This window comes from Nitrospirillum amazonense, assembly GCF_007828035.1.
Taxonomy (GTDB): Bacteria; Pseudomonadota; Alphaproteobacteria; order Azospirillales; family Azospirillaceae; genus Nitrospirillum; species Nitrospirillum amazonense.
In genome coordinates, this window is record NZ_VITV01000003.1 from 206,554 (window position 1) to 226,835 (window position 20,282).

18 protein-coding genes are annotated in these 20,282 nt (G+C 65.9%); 13 read left to right on the top strand and 5 right to left on the bottom strand.

Going from position 1 to position 20,282, the window contains the following annotated elements; translation table 11 throughout:
- Positions 1-23: 23 nt before the first annotated feature.
- The 3 genes from metG to FBZ87_RS08915 are packed head-to-tail and all read left to right on the top strand — an operon-like array spanning position 24 to position 3,198.
- The gene (gene metG / locus FBZ87_RS08905) at positions 24-1,577 is read left to right on the top strand and encodes a methionine--tRNA ligase (protein ID WP_145609996.1); all 1,554 of its coding nucleotides are present in this window, start codon (positions 24-26) and stop codon (positions 1,575-1,577) included.
- Entirely contained in the window at positions 1,577-2,422 is an 846-nt protein-coding gene (locus tag FBZ87_RS08910) for a TatD family hydrolase (RefSeq protein ID WP_145609997.1), read from the top strand. The genes metG and FBZ87_RS08910 overlap by 1 nt, the downstream gene beginning before the upstream one ends.
- 8 nt (positions 2,423-2,430) lie before the next feature.
- A complete protein-coding gene (locus FBZ87_RS08915) occupies positions 2,431-3,198 on the top strand; it encodes an MBL fold metallo-hydrolase (protein WP_145609998.1) in 768 nt (255 codons plus the stop codon).
- 33 nt (positions 3,199-3,231) lie between these two features.
- Here the strand turns inward: FBZ87_RS08915 and FBZ87_RS08920 are convergent, their stop codons facing one another.
- Entirely contained in the window at positions 3,232-4,842 is a 1,611-nt protein-coding gene (locus tag FBZ87_RS08920) for an OprO/OprP family phosphate-selective porin (protein WP_145609999.1), read from the bottom strand.
- Between the two features lie 650 nt (positions 4,843-5,492).
- Between FBZ87_RS08920 and FBZ87_RS08925 the strand changes: the two genes are divergently transcribed.
- Complete coding sequence (locus FBZ87_RS08925) at positions 5,493-7,460, top strand: SPFH domain-containing protein (RefSeq protein ID WP_145610000.1); 1,968 nt, start codon at positions 5,493-5,495, stop codon at positions 7,458-7,460.
- A 218-nt stretch (positions 7,461-7,678) separates the two neighbouring features.
- Here FBZ87_RS08925 and FBZ87_RS08930 read toward each other — a convergent pair whose 3' ends face one another.
- A complete protein-coding gene (locus tag FBZ87_RS08930; RefSeq protein ID WP_145610001.1) occupies positions 7,679-8,428 on the bottom strand; it encodes an SDR family oxidoreductase in 750 nt (249 codons plus the stop codon).
- Positions 8,429-8,559: 131 nt separating this feature from the next.
- Here FBZ87_RS08930 and FBZ87_RS08935 point away from each other — a divergent pair, with 131 nt between their 5' ends.
- On the top strand, positions 8,560-9,507 hold the full coding sequence (locus FBZ87_RS08935; protein WP_145610002.1) for a LysR substrate-binding domain-containing protein: 948 nt from the start codon (positions 8,560-8,562) through the stop codon (positions 9,505-9,507).
- Between the two features lie 154 nt (positions 9,508-9,661).
- Positions 9,662-11,032: a phospholipase gene (locus FBZ87_RS08940; protein WP_145610003.1), complete on the top strand. Its 1,371-nt coding sequence runs from the start codon at positions 9,662-9,664 to the stop codon at positions 11,030-11,032.
- 42 nt (positions 11,033-11,074) lie between these two features.
- Here FBZ87_RS08940 and FBZ87_RS08945 read toward each other — a convergent pair whose 3' ends face one another.
- Complete coding sequence (locus FBZ87_RS08945; protein ID WP_246134310.1) at positions 11,075-12,499, bottom strand: mannose-1-phosphate guanylyltransferase/mannose-6-phosphate isomerase; 1,425 nt, start codon at positions 12,497-12,499, stop codon at positions 11,075-11,077.
- Between the two features lie 212 nt (positions 12,500-12,711).
- Here FBZ87_RS08945 and FBZ87_RS29140 point away from each other — a divergent pair, with 212 nt between their 5' ends.
- The 3 genes from FBZ87_RS29140 to FBZ87_RS08955 all read left to right on the top strand — a co-directional run bounded on the left by FBZ87_RS29140 (position 12,712) and on the right by FBZ87_RS08955 (position 14,754).
- Positions 12,712-12,879, top strand: a complete 168-nt coding sequence (locus FBZ87_RS29140) for a hypothetical protein (RefSeq protein WP_186454665.1) — start codon at positions 12,712-12,714, stop codon at positions 12,877-12,879.
- A 100-nt stretch (positions 12,880-12,979) separates the two neighbouring features.
- Entirely contained in the window at positions 12,980-13,981 is a 1,002-nt protein-coding gene (locus FBZ87_RS08950) for a glutathione S-transferase family protein (RefSeq protein WP_145610005.1), read from the top strand.
- A gap of 104 nt (positions 13,982-14,085) precedes the next feature.
- Positions 14,086-14,754, top strand: coding sequence for an HAD-IA family hydrolase (locus FBZ87_RS08955; protein ID WP_145610006.1), 669 nt, complete (start codon positions 14,086-14,088; stop codon positions 14,752-14,754).
- Here the strand turns inward: FBZ87_RS08955 and FBZ87_RS08960 are convergent, their stop codons facing one another.
- On the bottom strand, positions 14,755-15,618 hold the full coding sequence (locus tag FBZ87_RS08960; RefSeq protein WP_186454707.1) for a LysR family transcriptional regulator: 864 nt from the start codon (positions 15,616-15,618) through the stop codon (positions 14,755-14,757).
- Between the two features lie 213 nt (positions 15,619-15,831).
- Between FBZ87_RS08960 and FBZ87_RS08965 the strand changes: the two genes are divergently transcribed.
- Both FBZ87_RS08965 and FBZ87_RS08970 read left to right on the top strand, forming a co-directional pair.
- Positions 15,832-17,088: a cupin domain-containing protein gene (locus FBZ87_RS08965; RefSeq protein ID WP_145610008.1), complete on the top strand. Its 1,257-nt coding sequence runs from the start codon at positions 15,832-15,834 to the stop codon at positions 17,086-17,088.
- 100 nt (positions 17,089-17,188) lie between these two features.
- Positions 17,189-17,668 carry a hypothetical protein gene (locus tag FBZ87_RS08970; RefSeq protein WP_145610009.1) on the top strand — a complete coding sequence of 160 codons (480 nt, stop codon included), beginning with the start codon at positions 17,189-17,191 and terminating at the stop codon, positions 17,666-17,668.
- A gap of 22 nt (positions 17,669-17,690) precedes the next feature.
- On the opposite strand, the gene FBZ87_RS08975 is transcribed toward FBZ87_RS08970, so the two are convergent.
- A complete protein-coding gene (locus FBZ87_RS08975; protein WP_145610010.1) occupies positions 17,691-18,347 on the bottom strand; it encodes a response regulator transcription factor in 657 nt (218 codons plus the stop codon).
- Positions 18,348-18,546: 199 nt separating this feature from the next.
- On the opposite strand from FBZ87_RS08975, the gene FBZ87_RS08980 reads away from it, so the two are divergent.
- Both FBZ87_RS08980 and FBZ87_RS08985 read left to right on the top strand, forming a co-directional pair.
- Positions 18,547-19,059: a hypothetical protein gene (locus FBZ87_RS08980; RefSeq protein WP_145610011.1), complete on the top strand. Its 513-nt coding sequence runs from the start codon at positions 18,547-18,549 to the stop codon at positions 19,057-19,059.
- Positions 19,060-19,261: 202 nt separating this feature from the next.
- Positions 19,262-20,065: a hypothetical protein gene (locus FBZ87_RS08985; protein WP_145610012.1), complete on the top strand. Its 804-nt coding sequence runs from the start codon at positions 19,262-19,264 to the stop codon at positions 20,063-20,065.
- Positions 20,066-20,282: the final 217 nt, after the last annotated feature.

Below are 20,282 nucleotides of genomic sequence, written 5' to 3' on the forward strand. Positions count from 1 at the left end.
AGCCTGTTAGCCGGAGAGTTGCCATGTCCGGGCGCCCGCCCTTCTACATCACCACGCCGATCTACTACGTGAACGACGTGCCGCACATCGGCCACGCCTACACGACGATCGCCTGCGACGTGATGGCCCGCTTCAAGCGCCTGGACGGCTATGACGTCAAGTTCCTGACCGGCACGGACGAGCACGGGCAGAAGGTGGAGAAGTCGGCCGAGAAGGCCGGCGTCGACCCGCAGGCCTTCACCGACCGCGTGTCGCAGAACTTCCGCGACCTGACGGGCCTGCTGAATATCTCCAACGACGATTTCATCCGCACGACCGAGCCGCGGCACATCAAGTCCGTGCAGGCGCTGTGGCAGAAGCTGGTGGACAGCGGCGACATCTACCTCGGCTCTTACGCCGGCTGGTACTCCGTCCGCGATGAGGCCTATTACGGCGAGGATGAGCTGCGCACCGAGGCCGACGGCCGCAAGTTCGCGCCCACCGGCGCCGAGTGCGAATGGGTGGAGGAGCCCAGCTACTTCTTCCGCCTCAGCGCCTGGACCGACCGCCTGATCGCCTTCTATGAGGCCAACCCGGACTTCATCCTGCCCGCCGGCAAGCGCAACGAGGTCATGAGCTTCGTGAAGGGCGGCCTGAAGGATCTGTCGGTCAGCCGCACCACCTTCGACTGGGGCATTCCGGTCCCGGGCGATGAGAAGCACATCATGTATGTCTGGCTGGACGCCCTGGCCAACTACACCACCGCCATCGGCTATCCCGAGACGGGGGAGGGCACGCCGTACGCCCGCTACTGGCCGGCCCTGCATGTGGTTGGCAAGGACATCCTGCGCTTCCACGCCGTCTATTGGCCGGCCTTCCTGATGTCCGCCGGCCTGCAGCCGCCGCGCCGCGTGTTCGCCCACGGCTGGTGGACGGTGGAGGGCGAGAAGATGTCCAAGTCGCTGGGCAACGTGGTGGCGCCGTCCGAGCTGCTGGAAAAGTATGGCCTGGACCAGACCCGTTATTTCCTGATGCGCGAGATTCCCTTCGGCAACGACGGCGACTTCTCGCGCCGCGCCATGGTCACCCGCATCAACAGCGAGCTGGCCAACGGCTACGGCAACTTGGCGCAACGCTTCCTGTCCATCATCCAGAAGAACTGCGGCGCCGTGGTGCCCACGCCCGGTGAATTCACCGAGGCGGACCACGCCTTGCTGGCCGCAGCGCGCGGCCTGCTGCCCACCATGCGGGCGGAGCTGGACATCCAGGCCTTCCACAAGGCGCTGGACGCCCTGTGGGTGGTGGTGGGCGACGCCAACCGCTACATCGACGAACAGGCCCCCTGGGCGCTGAAGAAGACGGATCCGGCGCGCATGGCCACGGTGCTGTACGTATTGGCGGAGGCCGTGCGCCACGTCGCCATCCTGACCCAGCCCTTCATGCCCGGTTCCATGGCCAAGGTGCTGGATCTGCTGGCCGTGCCGGTGGACGCCCGCGACTTCGCCCACCTTGACCAGGCGCTGGTGCCCGGCACGCCGCTGCCGCCGCCGCAGGGCGTGTTCCCTCGCCACGTCGAGGAGACGGAGGGGGCCGCCTGATGCCGGACGGTCTGATCCAGAAGCCCTTCCTGATCGACAGCCACTGTCACCTGGACTTCCCCGACTTCGCCGAACAGCGCGACGCAGTGGTGGAGCGGGCGCGGGCGGCCGGGGTCGGCGCCATGCTGACCATCTGCACCCATCTCAGCCGCTTTCCCCAGGTGCATGCGGTGGCGCAGGCCTATCCCGACGTCTGGTGCACCGTGGGCGTCCATCCCCACCAGGCCCTGGAAGAGCAGGAGCTGTGCACCGTCGAGAGGCTGCGTGAGCTGGCGGCGTACCCCAAGGTCGTCGGCCTAGGCGAGACGGGCCTGGACTATTACTACAACAAGAGCCCGCAAGAGGTGCAGGAGGCCAGCTTCCGCGCCCACCTGACCGTGGCGCGCGAAACCGGCCTGCCGGTCATCATCCACACCCGCGACGCGGATGAGGACATGATCCGCATCCTGCGGGAGGAGGGCGGGGCCGAGGGCAAGCTGCGCGGCCTGCTGCACTGCTTCAGCTCCAGCCCCGAATTGGGCCGCCAGGCGCTGGAGATGGGCCTGCACATCTCCTTCAGCGGCATCGTCACCTTCAAGAAGTCGGACGAACTGCGGGAATTCGCCAAGGAAGTTCCGCTGGACCGCATGCTGGTGGAAACCGATGCACCCTTCCTGGCGCCGGTGCCCATGCGCGGCAAGACCAACGAGCCGTCGTTCGTGGCCCATACCGCCCGCCTGCTGGCGGAGGTGAAGGGTATGGATCCGGCGGACCTGGCCCGGGCCACCACCGCCACCATGCTGACGCTGTTCGACCGCATCCCCCCCGCCGAGTGCGGCACCCTCGTCGCGGGGTTCCCGGCGTGAGGAACGGCATGCGGGTGCGTATCCTGGGCTGCGGCGGGTCCGGCGGCGTGCCCATGATCGGCAACGTCTGGGGCGACTGCGACCCCAATGAGCCGCGCAACCGTCGCCGCCGCGCGTCCATCCTGGTGGAGACGGACAGCACCAGCGTGCTGATCGACACCGGTCCGGAAATGCGGGAGCAGTTGCTCGACGCGCAGGTCACCCGTATCGACGCCGTGGTTTACACCCACGCGCACGCCGACCACGCCCACGGCATCGACGACCTGCGCCAGGTCAACTGGATGAATAGCCGGCCGCTGCCCATTTACGCGGATACAGTCAATCTGGGCCAGTTGCAGGAGCGGTTCGACTATTGCTTCAAGCCGCAGGACAGGCCGGATTGGTTCCCGCGCCCCTGCCTGGTGCCACACACCATTACCGGCCCCTTCAGCATCGGTGACCTGGATTTCATTCCCTTCCACCAGGACCACGGCCGCTTCCCCAGCCTGGGATTCCGTATCGGCGACTTCGCCTATTCCACGGATGTAGTGCACCTGGATGAGAGGGCCTGGAGCGTGCTGGCGGGCGTGGACACCTGGATCGTGGACGCCACGCGCATCGAACCCCACCCGGTACACGCCCACCTGGACCTGGCGCTCAGTTGGATAGACCGGCTGAAGCCCCGGCGCGCCTACCTCACCCACATGAACCACCAGATGGACTACCGCACCCTGATGGCGACACTGCCCCAGGGAGTGGAACCGGCCTATGACGGCCTGGTGCTGGAGATGGCCTGACCACCCGGCACCAGACCGTCCTGAGGTGCCGCCTTAGTAGGCGACCTGGGCGCGGAAGCCCACGGCCTGGTAGCGCAGGCCGGCTTGGTTCTGCAGCGTGGCACCGCTGAGCTTGCTGACGTCCACGATCTGGTAGTCGGCCATGAACTTCAGGTGATCATTGGGATACCAGTTCAGCCCCAACTGGATGACATCCTGCTGACCGCCCGCCACGCCGCCGGTCACCGACTGGGCCAGAAAGCGCTGGACATGGCTGTTCAGGTTGATATCGCTGTAGCGCGCCGCCACCTCGAACGCGCCCCAGTCACCCGTTTCGGGATTGAACGGGTGGGCAACCTTGAGCCCGCCGAAGCCGCCGCGGGCCGACTGGTACAGGCGCGGCTCACCCGTCAGCACCCAGGACGCGTCCACATAGGCGCCATGGAAGGTGAGGTCGGGTGTCTGGGTGGCACCGCCCAGGCCGGCCCCGGCCTGATGCTGGCGGTTCACACCGATCTCAACATACTCCGCCTGGACCAGGAAATTCTGGTAGCGCAGGCCCACTTCGGGGTTCCAGGTGTAGACGCCCGTCGCCGGCATGGAACCGGTGTTGATCAGCTTGCTGGTGTCCACCCTCAATTCCGGCTGAACCGACAGGGCCAGGTTCTGCGCCAGCCGGTTGCTGTCGTTCTGGTTCATGCTGAACACCTTGGACCCGCTGAAGCCCAGGTGGACGTCGTAGTCCTCGCCGTAGACCGGGCGGCCCGCCACGCGCATCACGGCACCCGTCTGCTGCCCGTTGGAGGGCTGGGTGGTGGAGATGGCGGTGGTGACCGATCCGGTGGCGCCGACGGATGAGGTCGCGGTGGTGGTGGACTGGCCGCCATACGCCTGGCCTGTCAGGAAGCCGGAGACGAAGAAGCGGTCCTGGTAATAACGGGCACCCACGGCGGCGCGGGCGTCGCCGGCGGCGATGTTGCGCTCCACATCCATGATGGCCGGGCGTTCCATGAACATGAAGTCGTTGGAACTGGGCGCGTCCTGCAGGCTGATGTTGGGCTGCAAGTACCCCAGCGCCGCCGTGAATCCCTTGAAGGGCGTGTAAGCCAGGTTGGCCTCATACAGATACTGGGTGTTCTGGCGGCCGTCCGGCGACCCGCCGAAGTCGGGCGTGACCGTCGCCGTGACATCGCCATAGCGAAAAACGAAGGGAATGCGGATGCGGCGGGCGTTGACGCCATCGCCCAGATCCACGCCCGATCGCTTCACGCTGGCGTTGTCCTCGAAATAGGCTGCCGCATCGAACTGCGCCTGCAAGCCGATCTGCAGCGTACCCTTGCCGCCGAAGGCGGTGAAGGTGGGGCGGCCGCCGGCCATGGTGAAGCTGCCGTTATCGCCGCTGCTGGCCTCCAGCTTGGCGATGGTCTTGGCCTGGGTGGCCGCTTGCGCCGCGACCTGTTCCGCCTGGATCTTGGTTTCCGCCTGCGCCTTGGCGTCGGCGGCCTCGCGCGCCTCGAGCGCTTCCAATCGAGCCTGGATGGCCTGGCTGACCTTCATCTGCGCTTCCAGCTGGGCGCGCAGGAGCTGGACTTCTTGGGAAGCGCTTTCGGCGGCATGGGCGGGCAGGCCGGCCATGAGGCCACAGGCGGCGGTGAGCAGGAACACGCCGGCTCGCCCATGCGGGGACGTCCGCGTTTGCTTGAACATTTAAGAGACCCTTCATCTGTATTCGATCGCACCTGATCGGGATGCAGGGTCAATTCTAGACGCTATATTTATATCTTTATTGCATGCGCCTGATAGTATTTTACGATCGTTCGATCATAATATCTAATATTGAGGCAAGTTATACCTTGCGCATATCAAAATACTCTGTTTTCGATATGGATCAACGGCCATCAGCCTGGCGGACTCCAATCACCCGCCTTGTCCATGGCAACCGGTATGCGCGGCGCGCGGTGCTGGGCAAAAATGCCCGCATTGCGAGTGTGCGTTGTGTCACACCGCCGTCATGGTAAAATCCCTGCCATCGACAAACGGTTCGGGTGCCCAAGAATGCGGCGTTCCGGTTCCTGTCCCTCCCGCCTGCGGCCTTTCCACGCCGCGATCGGCTCTCGTGTCTAAGGCTTCATCGACATCGGTTTGAGCCAGCGCCGCCCCTGACACCGGCGGCCTCCTGACACATCCCCAGTTCCCCTTATTCCGCCTGCCGGAATGCCCCTATGTTTGGGCGTCGGCAACGGCGGTACTGCGCCCGGATTCCGTCACGGATCCGGACCGGGCGCCTACGACCTGATCCGTTGAACGAGGCTTCCATGCTGGAGTTCCCTTCCTGGGCGCTCACCACGCTTTATCTGGTGGGCGGCGTCCTGGGCGTGCTCATCCTGGCGTTTCTTACCGGTACCATCGTCTACATCCGCAACGATGCCGTAGGCATCGTGGAGAAGCTCTGGGCACTGGGCGGCTCGGTTGAAGAGGGCTTCCTGGCGCTGGCGGGCGAGGCCGGCTTCCGGCCGGAAACGTTGCGCGGCGGTTTTCATTTCTTCATGCCGCTGCAATACCGCGTGCACCGCGCCAACCTGGTGACGGTACCCCAGGGCAGCCTGGCCTACATCTTCGCCCGCGGCGGCCAGGCCCTGCCCAACGCCCAGGCGCTGGCCCGCTGGCCAGCGGGGGTGGGGGTGGAGAACGCCCGCGCCTTCGTGAGCCAAGGCGGCCAGCGCGGCCCCCAGCGTCGCATCCTGCGTGAGGGCGTCTATGCCATCAACACGGCGCAGTTCATCGTCTTCACGGAATCGGCCACCCACGCCGTGGTGCTGGGCGATGCCAGCGATGCGCGCGCCGTGGAGACCATGCGCGAGATGATCGAGGAGCGTAACGGCTTCCGCCCCCTGATCATCCGCGACCATGAGGACGCGGTGGGCGTGGTCACCGTCCATGACGGCCCCGCCCTGGACCATGGTGAAATCATCGCCCCCACGGTGGGCACCCATGCCGCCGACGGCGCCACCTTCCACAATTCCTTCCAGGATCCGGAGACCTTCCTGGCCGCTGGCGGCCGCCGGGGCCGGCAGGAACAGGTGCTGGTGGAGGGCACCTACTACATCAACCGTCTGTTCGCCACCATCGAGGTGCGACCCAAGACCCAGGTGGAAATCGGCAATGTCGGCGTGGTGGTCAGCTTCACCGGCCCGCGCGGCACCGACGTGTCGGGCACGGATCATAAACATGGCGAGCTGGTGCAGCAGGGCCAGCGCGGCGTCTGGCAAACGGCCCTGCACCCCGGCAAGTACGCCATCAACCCCTATGCCGTGAAGGTCAGCACGGTGCCGACCACCAACTTCGTCCTGCGCTGGATCGAAGGGCGCAGCGAGGCCCACGGCTTCGACGACAATTTGGCGGAGATCAAGCTCATCACCAAGGACGCGTTCGAACCGGTGCTGCCCCTGTCCATCGTCGTGCACATCGGTTACGACGACGCCCCCTGGGTAGTGCAGCAGTTCGCGGACATCAAGAAACTGGTGGAGCAGACCCTGGACCCCATGGTCAGCGCCTGGTTCAAGGACGCCGCGCAAAGCCGCACCCTGATCGAGCTGGTGAACCAGCGGGCCGAGGTGCAGCGCGAGGCCCTGGCCGCCATGACCGGGCGCTTCGCCAAATACCGCCTGAACGTGAAGGAGGTCATGATCGGCACGCCCCGCGCGGCCAAGGGCGACACCCACATCGACACCATCTTTGAACAGCTGCGCGCCCGCCAGGTCGCCCGGGAGAAGGTGGAGACCTATGAAAGCCAGCAGGTGGCGGCCGCCAAGGAACTGGAGCTGCGCGCGGCCGAGGCCCGGGCGGCGGCGCAGGGCGACCTGACCAAGTCGTCGGTGTCCATCGAGGTGGCGCAGAACCACGGCCGCGCCGAACTGGCCCGCAAGACGCAGGAGGCGGAGGCGACCAAGGTGATGGCCGAGGCGACCGCCATGCGCACCCGCACCGAGGGCCGCGCCGAGGCCGACCGCGTGGCCGCCATCGGCGACGCCAACGCTCAGGCGGCCAAGGCCCAGGTCGATGCCTTCGGTGGTGCGGAGATGGCCCTGTCCAAGGAGGTGGCCGCCATGCTGAGCGGCGCCATCACCCAGGCCAAGGTGCCGCTAGTGCCCACCGTGGCCATGGGTGGCGGCGAGGCAGGCCATGGCACCCTGGTGGACGCCCTGATCAGCCTGCTGATGGCCCAGGGCGGCCTGGACCAGTTGGTGAAGCAGCGGGGCAAGCAGCCGGAGACGGCGGCGTAAGGTCGGAACCAAGCTCAACTGCCAAGCGAGTTATTCGCTGACATTGCCAGTGTCGGCGGCGAAGCGGGGCTCTTCGTCGCCGATATGGCTTTGCGCCGAGTGTGGTGCGCCGGGTCAACGATATCCGTTTGGGCATGTTTTCGGGGGAAGCCATTATTATCGGCTCCGTTTGATGGGGCCGGGGCGGCCATGGGCCGCCCCCGGGACCTTAGTTCGTCCTAGATTTGCGATAGACCACCATCAACGACCACTTCGGTGCCGGTGACATAGGCGCTATCCGAACCAGCGAGGAACAGGACCGCCCGAGCGACTTCTTCGGCGCCGCCGAAGCGATGCAGCGGAACCTTGGTAACGATGGCATCGGCGAAGGCCTTCACCGTAGCTTCGTCGAGACCGACCTTGCTGACGAACGGCGTGGCGATAGGACCTGGGCTGACGGCATTGACGCGAATGCCGCGCGGGGCGAATTCGGCGGCGAGCGACCGGGTCAAGGAGCGCACGGCGGCCTTGGTCGCCGAGAGGATCGACAGGCCTGGGGTGCCGACTGCGTTCAGCCATGAGGTCGTGAGAACGATGCTGCCGCCCTCCACCAACAGGGGAGCCGCCTTCTGGATGGTGAAGAAAAGGCCTTTGAAATTGACGTCGAACTGCTCATCGATCTGCTCTTCGGTGACCGCTTCCAGCGGCGCCGCCAGGCCGAGACCGGCATTGGCATGAACGATATCGAGCTTGCCGTACCTCCGGGACACCGCCTCGATCACGCCGTCGATATCGGCCTGCTTCCGCAGATCGGCCGCGAGGACGAGGCCATTATCGCCGACGATCTTTCGGGCCGCTGCCAGACGCTCAGGATTGGTACCGACGGCGATGACCTCGGCACCCTCTGCGCGGAGAAGAGAAACTGTGGCGAGACCGATGCCGGACGTGCCCCCGGTGACGAGTGCAATTTTGCCATTGAACTTGGACATTGGAATTCTCCAGACTTTCGAATGTGTTACGAAGTCGGAGCGCGCGTTCCGTAAGAAGATGTATCGCTTTTCGAGGGCCTGCCCGACAAATGAGATGTTCTAGGCTCGCGCAATAGAATATCTTTAGCGGCATGCGAGCCCCAGAGCATCTCAACGCGCTTCGCGCCTTCGAAGCGGCGGCCCGGCACCTGAGCTTCGCCATGGCTGCCGACGAGCTGAACGTGACGCCGGCAGCTGTCGGTCAGCTCGTGCGGCGCCTTGAGCAGGTCATCGGGTTCGAGCTGTTCCATCGCTCACAATCGGGCGCGGCCAGGCTTGTCCTGACAGAGGCCGCTCAGGCTGCGCTACCGGAGTTGCGCGCCGGATTCGAGCATCTGGCAAGCGGGATGGCTCGGCTCCGCGCGGCGGGCGGGCGCAGACGCAAAGGCCTGACCGTTACCGTATCCTTCGCCTTCGGCGACAGATGGCTCATGCCCCGGCTCGACGGTTTCCGCCGCCGGTATCCGGCGTGCGAATTGCTCATCGACATGAATACGAATCTCAGCGATTTCTCGAAGGGCGATATCGACGTCGGTCTACGCTACGGCGCCGGAAATTGGCAGGGCCTGTCGGCGACATATATTACGCGCGATTCCTTTTTCCCGGTATGCAGTCCGGGCCTGATGGATGGCGTCCATCCACTGCGATCGCCCGAAGACCTGGCACATTTTCGGCTCATCCATGACGTGTCCCTGGCGTTGTTGCCTGATTTCAGAACCTGGCGCGACTGGTTCGAGAATATTGGGCGCAAGGCACCCGACACCTCGCGAGGTTTGCGGGTCAATGATTCCACCGCAGCCTACCGCCTCGCAGTTGACGGGGGCGGTGTCGCGCTGGGCCGGACCACTCTTGTTACCCAGGATTTGGTTGAGGGGCGCCTGGTGCGTCCCTTTGGGCCGACGCTGGAATCACCGCTGGCCTACTATGCGGTCTGTCGACCACAGGACTTCGATGATCCAATGATCGCTGCATTCAGAGATTGGCTCGTCGAGGAAGGGGCCAGGAGTGAGACCGATGGGAGGCCGCCTGGGCCGCGCTGACGCCCCCTCTTCGACAAGAGTCACCGCTTCAATCTTGAATTCGGTGTGGGGTTGCGCATCAGGCCCGGAAACTTGAAGCGCGATGTCGCGGAAATGACTCTGAACCCGGGTATGGTCCCACCATCCTTGATGTTCCAAGAAAACAGGGTCTTAGATGCGCTACCTCCGCTCCGTCCGCCGCTGCCTGCGCCTCACGGCCGCCTTCTTCTTCGCCGCCCAGCCGGCGGCATGGGCATGGAGCGGCCACGCCCTGTGCACCTGGGACGCGGTGGAGGCGATGCCGCAGGTGGCCGGCCGTAGCGTGCCGGCCGAGGCGCTGACCACCTTCCTGGCCAAGGAGGCGGCGGCCTTGCCCAAGGTGTTGGAGGAGGAGGAGCAGTGGGCGCGAACCAACGTGCCGTTTTACGCGCCCCGGCCGGACAGCCTGGCGTTCAAGGCGGCGGACGGGGCGGGGCCGGCGGCGCTGAAGCAGGCCTTCGTCCATGCCATCCGCGTCAACGAGGACGTGCCCTTCGCGCTCTATGTGCAGCGCCAGCCTGGCACCGTCGCGGCGGCGGGCCGGGAGATGACGTGGCCGGCGCTCAGTATCCTGAAGGACGCCGGCGACGTCGACCAAAAGCGGATGGAGCGGGTGGAGGAGGGGGAGGTGCTGGGCGTGGCCGATGTGGTCGCCACCGCCACCGACGAGCCCGATTTCGGCCTGGATATCGGCCTGTTCCAGGACAATGGCCAGAAGCAGGGTGCGCTCTACAATTTCGGTCCTCAGCCCTTCGGCAATCCGCTGCTGGACTATGGCAGCCAAGCGCCCTTCCACATGGGATTCTATCACGAGGCCGGCATCCTCTATAAGGCCGCCCCCTTTCTTCAGCACACCTACCCGGAGGCGCGGGTCCATTTGTACATGACCCTGTCGCGCTTCGCCTTCGCCAAGGGCCACCCCTACTGGGGCTGGCGCTTCGCCGGCTGGGCCGCCCACTATGTCCAGGACATGGCGCAGCCCTACCACGCCCGCGTCCTGCCGGGGGTCGGCACGATTTCCATGCTATGGACCAGCGTGCTGGACAAGGTGGGGGTGCATGGGCCCAGGGTCGCGGCCCTGAACCGCGTCACCAACCGCCACACGGCGCTGGAGAACTACCAGAAGAACCGCATGACGGCCGCTTTGGCCCGGGGCGACAAGGCTGACCCGCTGCTGGCGGCGCTGCGCGACACCAGCGGCGACGCGGCGGTGCAGCGGCTGCAGCCCACCACCCTGCGTGATGTCAGCAGCGTGCAGTCAGTGGCCGCAGCCGACGCGCTGGACGCCCAGGTGGAGCGCAGTTTCCCCGCCCGCTACGTCTCGGATGCCGCCACCAACCTGGATGGCAAGGACGCCGACCTTTATGCGCTGTCAAGCCAGGCCCCGGCGGCGGAGCAGGCCAAGCTGGCCGGCCTGGTGGCCGACCGCATGCGCCAAGCCGGCCGAGATACCCGGGCCGTCATCCGCGCGGTGGCGCCGGATGGGACCGAAGCCGCCCAGCGCTGAGAGGGGCGCCTGCGCTTGGTTCCTGCATGGCCGCCTCGGCCGTCAGACGCGGCCGTAACTGTCTTCCAGGCGGACGATGTCGTCCTCCCCCAGGTAGGGGCCGGACTGAACCTCGATCAGGTTCAGCGGAATTTTGCCGGCGTTCTCCAGCCGGTGGGTGCAGCCCAGCGGCAGGTAAATGGACTCGTTTTCCCGCACGATGTGGGTTTCGCCGTCGCGGGTGACGGTGGCGGTGCCGTTGACCACCACCCAGTGCTCCGCCCGGTGGAAATGCTTCTGCAAGGACAACTTGTGCCCCGGCTTCACCGTCAGGCGCTTCACCTGGAAACGCTCCCCCTCATGCAGGGTCTGGTAGTAGCCCCAGGGGCGGTAGACGCGGGGACGGGCCAGCGCCTCGCGCCGGTTGCCCTTCTTCAGGGTGGCGACAATGCCCTTCAGGCCATCCATGCGATCCTTGTTGGCCACCAGCACGGCGTCCGGCGTCGTGACGACGATGACGTTGTCCATGCCCAGCACGGTGGTCAGGATGCCGTCGGTGCGGACATAACTGCCCGTGGTATCCTCCAGCACCACGTCGCCGTGCAGGAAATTGCCCTTGTCGTCCACGGGCAGCACGTCCAGCAGGGATTTCCAGGAGCCGACGTCGCTCCACCCGATGCTGCAGGGCACCACCGCGGCATGGGCCGTTCGGGCGAACAGGGCGTCGTCGATGGAGATGGAAGGCGCCTTGGCGAAGCTGTCGGCGTCCAGGCGCTGGAAGTCCAGATCACCGGCGCGGCGCTCCACCGCCGCGCGCACCGCCTCGATCAGCTTGGGCTCGAACCGGCCCAGTTCCTCCACCAGGCGGTCGGCGCGGAACAGGAACATGCCGCTGTTCCACAGGTGCTGGCCGCCGGCCAGGTAGCGCTCCGCCGTGACGCGATCCGGCTTTTCCACGAACTCCGCGACCCGGAAGCCGCCGGCGCACCCCGCCAATCCGTCACCCTTGCGGATGTAGCCATAGCCCGTCTCCGCGCGCGTCGCCTCGATGCCGAAGGTGACGAAGGCGCCATCGACCGCCGCCGGGATGGCGATGTCCAGCGCCGCACGCCAGGCGGCCTCATCCATGATGGAATGGTCGGCCGGCAGGACCAGCATCAGCCGGTCGGGCCGGGTGGCGGCGGCGACCACGGCAGCGGCGGCGATAGCCGGCGCCGTGTTGCGGGCCAGCGGCTCCAGGAACAGGCTGTCCAGTCGCAGGTCGATGGCGCGCGCCTGCTCCGCCACCACGAAGCGGTGCTCATGGCTGGCGATGATCATGGCGGCCCCCAAGCCCGCCTGGTGGCAGCGGCGCAGGGTCTGCTGCAACAGCGACACCTCGCCGGTCAGGGGCAGGAACTGCTTGGGGTAGAGTTCGCGCGACAGCGGCCACAACCGCGTTCCGGAGCCTCCCGATAGAATCAGCGGAAGTATCTGCGCCTTGTCCATGACGTCCCCCAGCCAAATCCCGCCACCCGGCGCCATTCGCACCCCGGGTGCGAATAATTACATTTCCATGGTGGCACGTGATTTACGGTGTATGGCTCCGACCCGATTGATTCTTGGTCAAACTGAAGCCTGACAATGATCTAATCTGAAGGCCATATTTTCCAACGGCCAAAGCCTACTTGATTACTGATCCGCGGAAACAGGGGTTGGGCATGGCCATCAACATAGATGGTTCCAGCGGGATTCAAGCTTCGATCCAGCGGCGTCTCCAAGAAATCAAGGCGGGATTCCTCAACCACCTTGCGGCGCGCATTGATGAGATCGCGCGCGCGGCAGCGGCGCTCCGGAACCGCGCCGCACCGTTCCGGTTTCCTGAATGATAGCCGCACAATTAAGGGCCTGCCGCCCGGCTCGCGTCGGCGCTATCTACCATCCGACGGCCGGCGCCAAAACGCCGGCCCGGACCACAGGAGACGGACCATGGGTTTGCTGGTTGAAGGTGAATGGCGCGACGTTTGGTATGAGACCAAGTCGACGGGCGGCCGTTTCGTGCGCAAGGACAGCGCCTTCCGCAACTGGGTCACGGCCGACGGATCCACCGGGTCCAGCGGGGACGGGGGCTTCAAGGCGGAAGCCGGCCGTTACCACCTGTATGTCAGCCTCGCCTGTCCCTGGGCCCACCGCACCCTGATCATGCGGACGCTGAAAGGGCTGGAAGACGCCATCAGCGTCTCCGTCGTGCATTGGCGCATGCTGGAGGAGGGATGGACCTTCGCCGAGGGCCCCGGCACAGTGCCCGATACGGTGAACAACGCCCGCGTGCTGTACCAGGTCTACCAGGCTGCCGATCCACGCTACAGCGGCCGGGTCACGGTGCCGGTACTGTGGGACAAGCAGCAGCGGACCATCGTGAGCAACGAGTCCTCCGAGATCATCCGCATGTTCAACGGCGCGTTCGACGGGGTGGGCGCCAAGCCGGGCGACTATTATCCCCAGGCGCTGCGGCCGGAGATCGACGCGCTGAACGCCCGCATCTACGACACCGTCAACAACGGCGTCTACAAGGCGGGCTTCGCCACCACCCAGGCCGCCTATGAGGAGGCCATCGCCCCCCTGTTCGAGACCCTGGATTGGCTGGACGACCGCCTGGCCAGCCGCCGATTCCTGACCGGCGACCATGTGACCGAGGCGGACATTCGTCTGTTTACCACCCTGGTGCGCTTCGACCCCGTCTATGTCGGCCATTTCAAGTGCAACATCCGCCGCATCGCCGACTATGCCAACCTTTCCCCCTACATGCGCGATCTGTACCAGCTGCCGGGCGTGGCCGGGACGGTCAACCTGACGCACATCAAGGGCCACTATTACGAAAGCCACCGCTCCATCAATCCCACCGGCATCGTGCCCGTAGGCCCGGCGTTGGACTATGGCAAGCCGCATGGCCGGGAACGGATGTCGCCGGGCAACCCACTGCCGATGTGAGAAAACAAGCCCGCCGGCATCGGCGGTGCCTTGCGTCCGCGTGCATCGACAGGGTTGCCCTCCCTATCGCAGGATGTCGGCACCCCGACCACGCCGCTGGACCCATGCCCGCCATTCCCCATGCCGACCGCACCTTCGCCGCCTTCCTGTTCGACATGGATGGCACCCTGATCGACAGCATCGCCTCCGCCAACCGGGCATGGTCCCGCTGGGCCCTGCGCCACGGTCTGGACCCGGCACCCCTGCTGGCAACCATGCACGGCGTGCGCGCGGTGGAGACCATCCGCCGCTGGGCACCGCCCGGCACGGACGTGGAGGCGGAGGTGGCCCAGCTGACGCGGGACGAGATCGACGACGTGGCGGGCACCGTAGCCATCCCTGGCGCGCCAGCCTTCGTGGCGGACTTGCCGGTCGCGCGCTGGGCGGTGGTGACCTCGGCCCCCCGCGCCCTGGCCCAAGTGCGCCTCATGGCCGCCGGCCTGACCCCGCCGCCGGTCATGGTCACCGCCGATGATGTCAGCCGGGGCAAGCCGGCGCCCGATCCCTTCCTGCTGGCCGCCCGCCAGTTGGAAGTGGCGCCGCGGGATTGCCTGGTGTGGGAGGATGCGCCCGCCGGTATCACGGCGGGGGAGGCGGCCGGCGCCGCCGTGGCCGTCATCACCGCCACGCACCACCAACCCCTGGAAACCAGACACCCGCTGGTGCCCAACTATGAGCCGCTGAAAGCGACGGTGGCGGCCGATGGACGCCTGCGGGTCACCGCACGCAATTGACTAGGCCCAAAGTCCGGGGCCCTTCCTGATGATCAGGTCGGCCAGGGCCGACGGCGCACCCTGCAGCCGGCGGCTGCGACCCAGCACGACGAACTCCACCTCCCCCAAGGGGGGCAGGGCGGCGCGGTCGTCGATCTCCACCAGTTCGGATCCCGGTGCCCGCATCAGCAGGGGCGACTGCGCCATCACGCCCAGGCCCGCCTGCGCACCCGCGCGCAAGCCGGCCAGCGTTTCGCTGGAACAGGCGACGAACCAGGGTCGACGGGCGCCGTTCAGGGCCTCCATCGCCAGGGTGCTGGTGATGGAGGCGTTGGGGTAGAGCACCAGGGGCACGGCTTCGTTCGCGCCCAGCGCCAGGTCTCGGTGGGCCAGCCAGGCCAGACGTTCGCGGTGGATCAGCGTGCCGCGATCGTCGCCCGGCTGGCGCTTGGCGAACACCAGGTCCAGCCGGCCGGCGTCCAGCTTCTGGTACAGCAGGCTGGTCAGGCCCACCGTCAGCTCCACGCTCAAAGTCGGATTGGCGCGACCCACGTCGCGCAGCAGGTCGGCCAGGCGTGTGAGGGTCAGGTCGTCCGAGACCCCCAGGCGCACGCGGCCGCGCGGTGCGCTGTCGGTGAAATAATCGGCCGCCTGCCGGCTGAGGCCCACGATATCGCGCGCCAGTTCGGCCAGCACGGTGCCATCGGCCGTCAGCACCACGGTGTGGGTGTCGCGCTCGAACAATTGCCGGCCGCAGGCGGCCTCCAGCCGGCGGATATGCTGGCTGACGGTGGACTGGCTGATGCCCAGGGCCGCCCCCGCCGCCGTGAAATGCCGCGCGTCGGCCACGGCCAGGAAGGTCCGCAGTTGATTGAGATCGAACACCGTCATTGCATCCAATAATAACTGTTATTTCTGCACATCGTCCGGTGCCTTAGCCATATTGGGTGTGTCGGGACCAAGTCATTGGAATTAATGGCAGGCCACCCGGCGGCAAATCGTCCCAGAAGATCACAGCAGCCCCGACCCTCTTTGAAAATCATCCTCAGGTATGAGCCGGGGTGAGGGGCCAGCCGTGCCTTGCCCGAGGTATCCGTCATGACCGACTTCACCAGGCGCAACATCATCGCGGCCGGCGCCGTGGCCGCGGCGGCTGCCGCCGCGAACTCCGCCGGCGCCGCCACCTTCGGCAATCCCGATCGGCCGGCCCAGGGCCGCGTCAACCTGTCCAACCCCATCGCCGGGCAGGAGCCGGGGCCGCAGAACCCGGCGCTGGCCAGCCAGTTTCCGTCCTTCCAGGATCCGCCCGCCACCGACGTCGCCGGCATGGACCTGTTCTGGGCCTCGTTCAACAACGCCCACAAACGCATCCAGGACGGTGGCTGGGCGCGCGAGGTGACCCAGGCCGACTTCGCCATTTCCGAGGCGGTGTCCGGCGTGAACATGCGCCTGGGGCCGGGGGGCGTGCGGGAACTGCACTGGCACCAGCAGGCGGAGTGGGCGGTGATGACCGACGGCAAGTGCCGCATCACCGTCATCGATGCCGACGGCCGGCCCGCCGTGCGTGATGTGAAGGAGGGCGATCTCTGGTACTTCCCGCCCGGCCTGCCGCATTCCCTGCAGGGCATCGGCACCAGCGGGGCCGAATTTACCCTGGTGTTCGACAACGGCCGCGCGTCGGAGTTCAACACCCTGCTGCTGACCGAGTGGATGGCCCACACCCCGCCCGAAGTGCTGGCCGAGAATTTCGGCCTGCCGCAGAGCGCCTTCAAGAACATCCCGGTGGACGACCTGTGGATCTATCAGGCCAAGGATCCCATTCCGCCGCTGGAGGAGGTGCAGAAGGCCGTGCGCTCGCCGGATGGTGAGCCGGAGTTCGAGTTCACCTTCTCCATGGGCACCATGAAGCCCACCCGCGTCACCAAGGGCGGCTCGGTCAAGGTGGTGGACACCCGCAACTTCCCGGTCAGCAAGACCATCGCCGCCGCCCTGGTCACCATCAAACCAGGTGGCCTGCGGGAACTGCACTGGCACCCCAACGCCGACGAGTGGCAGTACTACCTGAAGGGGCAGGGCCGCATGACGGTGTTCAACACCGGCCCCCGCGCCCAGACGGCGGACTTCCGCCCCGGCGACCTGGGCTACGTGAAGAAAAGCTTCGGCCATTACGTCCAGAACACCGGCACCGAAGATCTGGTGTTCCTGGAAATCTTCAAGGCCGACCGCTTCCAGGAGGTCTCGCTGGCCCAGTGGCTGGCCTGTACCCCGCCGGAACTGGTGGCCCAACATACCAACATGGATCCCAACCTGATCCGGCAATTCAACAAGGCCCGCTGGGATATCCTTCCGGCCTGAGGCCGATAGCGCCTCTTTACCCCTCCCACAAACTTGCCGCCGACATCCAGGGGCCCCCGTGTCGCCCCGATCCGTCGGCGGCCTTTTGGGATGCGTCATCATGCATAGCGTGCTGCCCGCCTGGCGCCAGATCCTGCTGTTCCAGTCCCCCCGCCAACTGGCCTCCTATGGGGCCGGAACCCTGGCGGCCGCCGCGACCGGCCTATGCCTGTTCATCGGACTACCGCGGCTGATGGGCTATGGTGCCATCCCGCCCGACGTCCTGGCGGGAACGCTGGCCCTCGCCATCGCCATCTCCCTGCGCGTTCCTTATGAGGTGCAGCCGGTGCAGTGGCGCGTCAGCAGTGCCTATCCCGGCCTGTTCGCGGACAGGGCCGCCGTGCTTCTGGCCAGCATCGACTATCTGCCGGCGGAACGCGCGGACGGGCGGATCCTTTATCGCCTCGCTCCCGCCCCATCGCTCCCCTGGCTGCGCTGGCGGGAATGCAGGGTGGAGGTACGCGTGCATGGCGCTGACGTCACCATCATCGGCGCCCGTATCGCCGTGCGGCACCTGCATCGCGCCTTGAAGAACGCCTGACGTTTCAGCGGTGCCGGACGTGTCAGCCGTGGTTGTAGCGGGACACGGCCTCGCGCACGCCCAACGCCTCCGCCATGCGCACCAGGTCGGCCAGCGATTCCGCCTCCATCTTGCGCATCAGATTGCCGCGATGGATTTTTACCGTGATCTCGCTTAGCGCCAGCCGGCCCGCGATCTGCTTGTTCATCAGGCCGGCGGTGACCAGGCCCATAACATCGCGCTCGCGCCCCGTAAGGCCGTCATATCGGGCGCGCAGCAGGGCGCTTTCGTTCCGCTTGGCCCGCCGCTCGCGATCGCGGGCCACCGCTTCGGCTATGGCCCGCAGCATGTCGTCTTCTTCGAAGGGCTTGGGCAGGAAGGTGACGGCGCCGGCCTTCATGGCGCGCACCGTCATGGGAATGTCGCCATGGCCGCTGATCAGGATGACGGGCAGGTGGCTGTCGCTGCCCAGCAGCTGCTCCTGGAAATCCAGGCCGTTGGCGTCACCCAGCTGGACATCCAGCACCAGGCAGGCGGCGGCGTCGGCGGCGTCGCAGGTCAGGAAGGCGTCGGGGCTGGCAAAGGTGCGCACGGCATAGCCGCAGGACCTCAGAAAGCTTTCCAGCGAGCCCCGCACCTCCGCATCATCGTCGATGACGCAGATGAGGCTTTCCGCCGATGCCGCAACCGACCCTGTCATAGCCCGCCCCCTTGTTTGGCGTGATGCCCGCGCCGCCATCCATGGCCCCTCGCGCCCGCTAAAACCATCATATCAAGGTATGGCCCGGTGGGGATCAGGCAGGTGTTCTAGAAGCCTCTATAAACGGTATAGTTGCAAAACCTATTAGGTTCGGCTATCCATGACGTAAGCACCGGCTGAAAGGAACGGCAGGTCGAACATGCAGTGCCTTCTGCCCCGATGGCGTCAGGTCCTGATCTTCCAGTCCCTGCGCCAACTGCTGTGTCACAGCGTCGGCACCCTGGCAGGTGTAACCGTGGGCCTGATGATCTTCAACGGCCTGTTGCGCCTGGCCGGCCAGGGCCCGCTGCATGCGGATGTCATTGCCGGCACCTTGATCGGCAGCTTGGCCGGGTCCCTGCGGGCGCCTTATGAGGTTCTACCGTTCCGGTGGCGGCTGACAGCGGCTTATCCCGGCATCGTGGCCGCCAAGGCCACGGCCATCCTGGCAGGCATCAAGTACCAGCCGGCCGAACGCGCCGGCGATCGCATCTTGTACCGCTTGGCCGTCCCCTGGTGCCTGAGTTGGTTGGCGTGGCGGGAGAGTGCGGTGGAGGTGCGCGTGGATGGGCCAGACATCACCATCACCGGCGCCCATGTCGCGGTCCGCCGTCTGCATCAGGCGCTACAGGATGACCCGGCGGTGTTGAGGGGAGGGGAGTCCGATATTTGATGATAAAGGACACGGATCATACACAAGTTTGCCGAAACAATTGTCGGTATCAAAATAATACTCCGTAATAAATGGCAAATAATAATCGGCATGACTAGCGGACTTCTGCCGTAATTTATGTTAATCCACCCTTCCTGCTACCCGCTTAATGCAATTCCGCGCCACCAACGGCGCGCACCATTCTGTTTGGGGGGATTCTTTCATGGAAAGCCTGAGCACTCATATCTTGCCCGTGCTGCGGACCATGCCTGACGGGCCGTTCCGGGAACCGTTGCTGAAGGGCTTTTCGAACTGCCCGGCCGACTTCGCCGCCATCGAGAGGGGATTCAGTATCCTGACGGCGGGCAAGCAGGACCCTGACGTCCTGCGCCGGTTCTTCGCCAGTTGGAGCCAGACAAACAACAGCGCCATGACGGTCGCCGGCATCAGCAATCGATTGACCCTGAAGCTGTATCGCGGCGAACCGGTGATCGACTCCCACGCCCTGCTGCAAAGCCTGGTCGCCCTGCATCGCATCATCGATGAAGACCTGGCGGTGACGCACAAGGTCCTCCATTCGCAGCTGTTCCACACCATGGCGACCAGCATCGTCGGCGACGACGCCTGGCTGCAGACCCGCCACATCGACCCAACCGCCGCCGATTTCAAGAAGTGGAAGGACCATATGTCCCTGCGGGAGCCTGACATCGCGTTGGGCTTGCTGACCACGCTGACGCACGAGATCTACACCCATGGCGAAGTCGAGTTCATCCTGCCGCTGTTCAAGCGCTGGCTGGTCGATCAGTACCATTACACCGAAGAGGACACCGCCCGGCCGCTGCGCTGGATCACGGTGCATTGCGGCGGGACCGAGAAGAATCACTTCTTCCACGCCGTGAACACCCTGACGCATTACGCCCGGGCGATGGAGGTTGACTGGACGGCCTATGATCTGGAAGGGATCATAGGCCAGTATCTGCAGAGGAAGGCCGCCGTCCTCCACGCCCTGTTCCCCACGGCCGGCTGACATCTGGCGCGAACCTTGATCGAAACAGGCGGCGCCGGAGAGGCGATGGCGCCGCAACCGAGAGACCGGCGCAGCAAGCGCCATACCTGCCGCTCGCTCAAGCCCAGAACAGCCGCAGCGGACGACGCCGTCAGACGGCCGCCAACCACATCCCCAAGAACCTCCACCCGCCGAACTTCCCGGTCGCTCATCACCACCCAGCCCATCACCAACCTCC